General features: G+C 68.7%; 6 protein-coding genes. 5 read left to right on the top strand and 1 reads right to left on the bottom strand.

What is annotated here, in order from left to right; all coding sequences use genetic code 11:
- Nucleotides 1-73: 73 nt before the first annotated feature.
- From K309_RS0112880 to K309_RS36465, 4 genes are all read left to right on the top strand, one after another.
- Nucleotides 74-1,048, top strand: coding sequence for a tripartite tricarboxylate transporter substrate binding protein (locus K309_RS0112880; RefSeq protein WP_029046803.1), 975 nt, complete (start codon nt 74-76; stop codon nt 1,046-1,048).
- Between the two features lie 29 nt (nt 1,049-1,077).
- Nucleotides 1,078-2,502, top strand: coding sequence for a 3-isopropylmalate dehydratase large subunit (leuC, locus tag K309_RS0112885; protein WP_029046804.1), 1,425 nt, complete (start codon nt 1,078-1,080; stop codon nt 2,500-2,502).
- Entirely contained in the window at nt 2,495-3,139 is a 645-nt protein-coding gene (gene leuD / locus K309_RS0112890) for a 3-isopropylmalate dehydratase small subunit (RefSeq protein ID WP_029046805.1), read from the top strand. Before leuC ends, leuD begins: the two co-directional genes overlap by 8 nt.
- A gap of 183 nt (nt 3,140-3,322) precedes the next feature.
- Nucleotides 3,323-4,810 carry an ATP-binding protein gene (locus tag K309_RS36465; RefSeq protein WP_029046806.1) on the top strand — a complete coding sequence of 496 codons (1,488 nt, stop codon included), beginning with the start codon at nt 3,323-3,325 and terminating at the stop codon, nt 4,808-4,810.
- 48 nt (nt 4,811-4,858) lie between these two features.
- On the opposite strand, the gene K309_RS0112900 is transcribed toward K309_RS36465, so the two are convergent.
- Nucleotides 4,859-6,040, bottom strand: coding sequence for a GGDEF domain-containing protein (locus K309_RS0112900; protein ID WP_029046807.1), 1,182 nt, complete (start codon nt 6,038-6,040; stop codon nt 4,859-4,861).
- Between the two features lie 358 nt (nt 6,041-6,398).
- Here K309_RS0112900 and K309_RS0112905 point away from each other — a divergent pair, with 358 nt between their 5' ends.
- Nucleotides 6,399-6,743: an RcnB family protein gene (locus K309_RS0112905; protein WP_029046808.1), complete on the top strand. Its 345-nt coding sequence runs from the start codon at nt 6,399-6,401 to the stop codon at nt 6,741-6,743.
- Nucleotides 6,744-6,911 lie beyond the last annotated feature (168 nt).

Below are 6,911 nucleotides of genomic sequence, written 5' to 3' on the forward strand. Positions count from 1 at the left end.
GGTGTTTGAATTATGTTTCTTATGGGCAATGATACGATCGTTTCCACAACAATTCATCCCACAGGAGACGCCCGTGAAACTTGTCCGCCTGACTGCCTTGCTGGCCTGTGCCGCGGCTTTCGCCGCCACCGCCGGCACCGCCGCCGCCCAGTCCTATCCCCAGCGCCCCGTCCGCCTGATCGTGCCGTATGCCCCCGGCGGCAGCGCCGACATCGCCGCGCGCCTGGTCGCGGAGGCCTGGGCCAAGAGCATGGGCGGCACCATCGTGGTGGAGAACCGCGCCGGCGCCGGTGGCAACATCGGCGTCGACGCGGTCGCCAAGTCGCCCGCCGATGGCTACACCGTCGGCCTGCAGACGGTGTCGCTGGCCATCAATCCCGGCCTGTTCCCGCGCATGCCGTACGACACGCTGAAGGACCTCGCGCCGATCGGCATGGTCGCCAGCTCGCAGCACGTGCTGGTGGTCAACAACAATATCCCGGCCAGGACGCTGCCGGAACTGATCGCCGCGGCGAAGGCACAGCCGGGCAAGCTGACCTACGGCTCGGCCGGCAATGGCAGCACCTTCCATATGTCGGCGGAGCTGTTCAAGTCGGTGGCCAACGTGTCAATCGTCCACGTGCCGTATCGCGGCGGCGGCCCGGCGCTGGTCGATACCATTGCCGGCCAGGTCGACATGAGCTTCCCGGTGGTGTCCGCGGCCCAGCAGCATGTGCAGGGCGGCAAGCTCAAGGCGCTGGCCGTGACCGGTTCGAAGCGCTCCGCCCAGCTGCCGAACGTGCCGACGGCGGCGGAGGCCGGCCTGCCCGGCTATAACTTCGAAACCTGGTTCATGGTGTTCGCGCCCACCGGCACGCCCAAGCCGGTCATCGACAAGCTGAACACCTCGCTGAACGCCGCGCTCGCTACGCCTGCCACGCGGGACCGGATGCTCAAGGAAGGCTTCGAGCCGACGCCTACCACGCCCGCGGCCGCACGCCAGCGGCTCGAGAAAGAAATGCCCGTGTGGGCCAACCTGATCAAGCAGCGCGGCATCACCGCGGAATGACCGTCATACCGTTATCAAGGCTTTAGCCAATGACACCCCGCACCCTGTACCAGAAGCTGGTTGATTCCCATACCGTCGCCAGCATCGACGACGACAACGTCTTGTTGTATTGCGACCTGCACCTGATGAACGAGTACACCAGCCCGCAGGCCTTCGCCGGCCTGCACGAGCAGGCGCGCGGCGTGCTGGTGCCGGGGCAGAACGTGGCCGTGGTCAGCCATATCATTCCCACGCACCCCGGCGCCATCCGCGTGATCGCCGATCCGGCGTCGGCGCTGCAGGCCACCAACCTGCACGCCAACTGCGAGCGGCACGCGATCCCGCTGTTCGACACCAACGACACGCTGCAGGGCATCGAGCACGTGGTGGCACCGGAGCACGGCATGATCCGGCCCGGCATGGTGGTGATCTGCGGCGACAGCCACACCACTACCTACGGTGCGCTCGGCGCGCTGGGCTTCGGCATCGGCACCTCGGAAGTCGAGCACGTGCTGGCCACGCAGGCGCTGGTGTACCGGATGGCAAAGACCATGCGCATCCGCGTGGACGGCAGGCTGCCGCCCGGTACTACCGCCAAGGACCTGATCCTGCGCATCATCGGGGCGATCGGTGCACAGGGTGCGCGCGGGTACGTGGTCGAGTACTGCGGTTCAGCGATCCGTGACCTGAGCATCGAAGCCCGCTTCACCCTGTGCAACATGACGGTCGAGGCCGCCGCGCGCGGCGCGCTGATCGCGCCGGACGAGGCTGCCATCGACTACGTGCTGCGCCGCGCGCCGGATATCGGTGGCGACGGCGCCCAGCGCGACGCCGCGCTGCAGTACTGGCAGACGCTGCACAGCGATGCCGATGCGCAGTTCGACATGGAATACGTGTTCGACGCCAGCCAGGTCGAGCCGCACGTGACCTGGGGCACCAGCCCAGACCAGGTGCTGCCGGTGTCGGCCCAGGTTCCTTTCCCGGAAGACCAGATCGACGAGGCGCAGCAGCGCTCGGTCGAGCGCGCGCTGGCCTACACGCAACTGCAGCCGGGCGCGGCGCTGGCCGGCACGCCGATCCAGCACGTCTTCATCGGGTCATGCACCAACGGCCGCATCGAAGACCTGCGCGCGGTCGCGAGCGTGGTGCGCGGCAAGACTGTCGCCACGGGCGTGCGCGCCATGGTGGTGCCGGGATCGGGCGCCGTGAAGGCACAGGCCGAGCGCGAAGGTCTCGCCGACATCCTCACCGCGGCGGGCTTCGAATGGCGCCAGCCCGGCTGCTCGATGTGCCTGGCCATGAACGACGATGTGCTCGCCGACGGCGTGCGCTGCGCCTCCACCACAAACCGCAATTTCGAAGGCCGGCAGGGGCGGGGTGCCATCACCCACCTGATGAGCCCGGCCATGGCGGCCGCGGCGGCCATTACCGGGGCGATCACCGACGTCCGCAAGCTGGAGCTGTCCCATGCCTGAAGTTTCCTGCCTCACCGGCAAAGCCGCAGCGATCCGTTTCGAGAACCTCGACACCGACCAGATCATTCCCAAGCAGTTCCTGCGCGGCATCGACAAGTCGGGCCTGGCCGAAGGCATTCTCTATGACCACCGCTTCGACGCCACCGGCGCGCAACGCCCGGAGTTCGTGCTGAACCGGCCGGAATACGCCGATGCAAGCATCCTTGTCGGAGGCGCCAACTTCGGCTGCGGCTCCAGCCGCGAGCATGCCGTATGGGGCCTGCAGCAGTTCGGCATCCGCGCCGTGATCGCGCCCAGTTTCGGCGAGATCTTCTACTCGAATGCGATGAACAACCGGCTGCTGCTGGTGATGCTGCCGCGCGAGGTGATCGAGCGACTGATGGACGCGGCCGATGCCGACGGCGCCAACGTGATCCGCATCGATGTCGAAGCCATGCAGGTGCGCACGCCGGTAGGCGACTTCCCGTTCGAGCTGTCGGCGCGGCATCGCCGCATGTTCCTCGAGGGACTCGACATGATCGGCCTGTCGCTGACGCAGCGCGACGAGATCGAGCAATTTGCGCGCCGCTACTGGGACGCGTTCCCGTGGGCGAAGGATGTGGCCCGGCGCACGCGCGACCGGCTGGGCTCGACCTGAGCCTGGTGCCACGCCGACCTGCTGGCGGGCAGTTTCCCTTCGCTGTCGATGCCCTGCCGCAAAGCCCGGAGGAGTCCGACATCGACAGCGCGCGATGCGAATTCCATGCGTGCGCGGCCGCGCGTGACTATGCTTGGCATATCTCCGCTCGCCTCAGGCGGGCATGCAGCCCCGGACAATGCCATGACGACGAACGACGACAGCGCGGGCCCCGCGCCGGCCGACGCGCCGCGCCCCGCCAACCCGCGCCTGCTGGCCGCGATGAGCCACGAGATCCGCACGCCGCTGTACGGCATGCTCGGCACGCTGGAACTGCTGTCGATGACCGGGCTGGACGCGGCGCAGCGCCAGCAGGTGGCGACCATCACCGCCTCGTCGCGCGTGCTGCTGCAGTTGCTCGACGACCTGCTCGACTTCTCGCGCATCGAAGCCGGCGAGCTGCGGCTGGACGCGGTGCCGTTCGATCCGGTGGCGCTCGCCGAAACCGTGGCGCGCGCGCAGGAGCCGCTGGCCATGCGCAAGGGCGTGGCCCTGGACTGCGACCTGCAGCCGGGCGTGCCGTGGCTGCTGGGCGATCCGCTGCGCGTGCGGCAAGTGCTGGCCAACCTGTTGCGCAATGCGATCAAGTTCACCGCGCAAGGGCGCGTCACGCTGCGCATGTGGCGGGAACCGCTGCCCTCGGCTGATCAGGTCAGGCTGATGCTGGAAGTGGCCGACACCGGCGTCGGCATCGATCGCGCGATGCTTCCACACCTGTTCGAGCCGTTCACGCGAGGCAATGCTTCGGGCACGGACCGGCACGGCGGCGCCGGGCTCGGCCTGGCGATCTGCAGGCATCTGGCCAGGCTGATGGGCGGCGATATCACCGCTGACAGCACGCCGGGCCAGGGCAGCCGCTTTACCGTTGCGCTGCAGTTGCCGGCCACTTCCTCACGGCCGTCGCGCGGCGTTGCCGGCGCCGATACGCCGTCCGCGATGCCAACGCTGCCCCACCTGGGACTGCGCGTGCTGGTCGTGGAGGACCATCCGCACAACCGGCAACTGCTGCGTGGCCAGCTGGAGCGGCTTGGCTGCGCGGTGCAACTGGCGAGCGACGGCGCTCAGGGGCTGGCGGCCTGCGCGGCAGGGGCCTTTGACGTCGTGCTGACCGATGTGCAGATGCCGGTCATGGATGGCTACGCGCTCAGCCGCCGGCTGCGCGCGGCAGGCAACCCCGTGCGCATCGTCGCGCTGACTGCCAACGCCGGCGCAGGCGAAGCGGGTCGCTGCCATGCCGCGGGCATGGACCGCTGCCTCGTCAAGCCGGTACTGCTGCAAGCGCTGGCGGCGTGCCTGCAAGAGCTGGTGCCTGCGTGCGCGCAGGCGTCGCCGCTTGCCAGCGATAACGCCGAAGCCAGCGCCGCGCTGCTGGCGCAGAGCGCGTATGCCGACCTCGATGCCTTGCTTGCGGCGGCCACCAGCGGCGACCTGGGCGCGGTGCAGACGCACGCGCAGCGCATGCGCGGCGCGCTGGCGCACTTCGATGCCGCGCGCGACGCGGCGGAGCTGTGCCGCGAACTGGAGGCCGGCGCCGCGTGGGCCGTGCAGGCGACGCAGGACCGCATCGGCGACCTCGGCCTGGTGCTGGATGCCTGCTTTCCAGGCCACCGCGATTCACGCTTGTCGCCATGATCCGGACGACCGGCTTCGAAGCGCTACGCTGCGGCCTGTAGCGCCGCCTCAGGCGAGGGCGCCGGACGCCTGCGGGGCTTCGTCCCGCTCCCAGGCGACGCAGTTGCGGCCGCGGTTTTTGGCAGCGTAGAGCACGTGGTCGGCGCGCATCAGCAGCGTATCCAGGTCTTCGCCGGGCCGCAGCGTCGCCACGCCGAAGCTGGCGGTCACGCGGTGCACGCCGGGCAGTACCGTCATCGGCGTGTGTTCGAGCGTATGGCGCAGGCGCTCGGCCAGTTGCAGTGCGGCGTCCGGCGCGGTATCGGGCAGCAGCACGACAAACTCTTCGCCGCCCAGCCGCGCCGCGATATCGCGCCGGCGAATGCCGCCGGCGATGATCTGGCCGAACTGCGCCAGCACCGCGTCGCCGGCGCTGTGGCCGTAGTTGTCGTTGATGAACTTGAAGTAGTCGAGGTCGCACACCAGCAGGCTGAGCGGCTGCCCGGGCGGCGGCGGGATCTGCTGCACGGCGAGCGCGGCCAGGCCGCGGCGGGTATGCAGCAGCGTCAGCGGGTCAGTGTCGCGCTCGTGCCGCAGGCCGACGATGATGTCCTGCACCGCCGCGGCCAGCAACGACAGGGCCAGTGCCATCAACAGCAGCCCCAGCGTGGCCTGCAGCCACAGCCAGTAGGCCGATTGGATAAAGCTGGCAGCATCGTGCGATGCGGCCGGCACCACGGTCAGCACGGTGCGCGGCAGGAAATGCAGCGCGAACACCAGGTAGACCCAGAACAGCACGCGGTCCGCCAGGCGCCCGGCGCGCAGCCGGGCCAGCGCCGGCATGCCCAGCAGCAGGATCATGGCGATGCCGGCGTTCAGGATGTAGATGCGCGCCACCAGCCGCGGCTGCACCAGGTCGAACCACGCAATCGCGCCGAGCAGCGCGAGCGGCAACGCCACCTGCGCGCAGGTATCGACCCGCGCACCGATGCGCGCCAGCATGCCGCGCAGCAACAGCATCCCGCTGCCCAGGTAGAGCAGGCCGGTCACCGTGGCCTGTCCGCCGCCGGGCCGCGGGGACCAGACGATCTGCAGGGTGATGGCGATCGCGTACATGCCGTACGCGGCAGCCGGCAGCAACAGGTAATGCCGGGTGCGCTCATAGCGCCATGCCAGCACGAAGCACAGCGAGAATGCGATGGCGATGGCGGGATTGACCAGTGCCAGGAATCGACCAGCGTCTTGCAACACGAGAGTCCCCTGTTCTTGTCGTTCCCTGGCAGGGGTGGTTGGAAGCCCCGGCGAGGGCGCGCATGCGTCAAAACATCGCGCGGCCGGAGGGCGGGCCAGGGAACTTTATAGGGCGCATGCGCGCCCGGGCAGGCGCGGCGCCTGGCCGCCGCCTGCTGAGTGTTTCCGTCGGGTCTCATTCTAGCCACCACCGCGACACGCGGCGCATGGCGCCTGCCGCCGCCGGGCAAACAATTGTGAACGCCGGGGACGTGGCTGCCGGGCCACGGATGCCACGGTTTCCCGCTTTTGTGACTAATCTGGTAGATGCTGTCCGGGTCTTCCGGCAGTTCGGTTTTCCGTACGCAAGGAGATCACGATGAATACCAAGAAAGCGATGCCGGTCCTGCTGCTGGCGGCAAGCGTGCTGGCGGCGCCGTTTGCCATGGCGCAAGGCACTGGCCGGACCACCCGGCCGATGACGGAACCCGCGGCGTCAGCGCCGCCGCCGGCCCCGCAAAGCTCGCCGTATATGCAGGTGCAGCAATGGAAGAAAGGCGACCGCCTGCCGGCCGAGTTCAGGGACCGCCAGTATGTGATCGACGATTACAAGCAATACAATTTGCCGGCGCCGCGCAAGGGCACGCGCTGGGTAGGAGTCGGCGCCGAGTATTACCTGGTGGCGCCCAATGGCGTCATCCAGCAGGTCGGGTCGGGTTCCTGATCCACACGTCCGGGGCGCCTCGCCCCGGGGCCATGCAGCAAAGCAAAGCCGCCGCGCGGGCTGCGCGGCGGCTCTTTTTTTGTGCGCCCAGCATGGGCGCACTCTTGTGGGTGCAAGTCCCACCGTAAGTTGATCACAGCGAACGAAGCGAAGCGCAACTGCGAAAGG

Origin of the sequence: Cupriavidus phytohabitans (assembly GCF_000426345.1) — a bacterium.
Taxonomy (GTDB): Bacteria; Pseudomonadota; Gammaproteobacteria; order Burkholderiales; family Burkholderiaceae; genus Cupriavidus.

Coding starts and splice junctions, on each gene's coding strand:
- leuC (WP_029046804.1), top strand. CDS start 1,078: ATGACACCCCGCACCCTGTACCAGAAGCTGGTTGATTCCCATACCGTC.
- leuD (WP_029046805.1), top strand. CDS start 2,495: ATGCCTGAAGTTTCCTGCCTCACCGGCAAAGCCGCAGCGATCCGTTTC.
- K309_RS36465 (WP_029046806.1), top strand. CDS start 3,323: ATGACGACGAACGACGACAGCGCGGGCCCCGCGCCGGCCGACGCGCCG.
- K309_RS0112905 (WP_029046808.1), top strand. CDS start 6,399: ATGAATACCAAGAAAGCGATGCCGGTCCTGCTGCTGGCGGCAAGCGTG.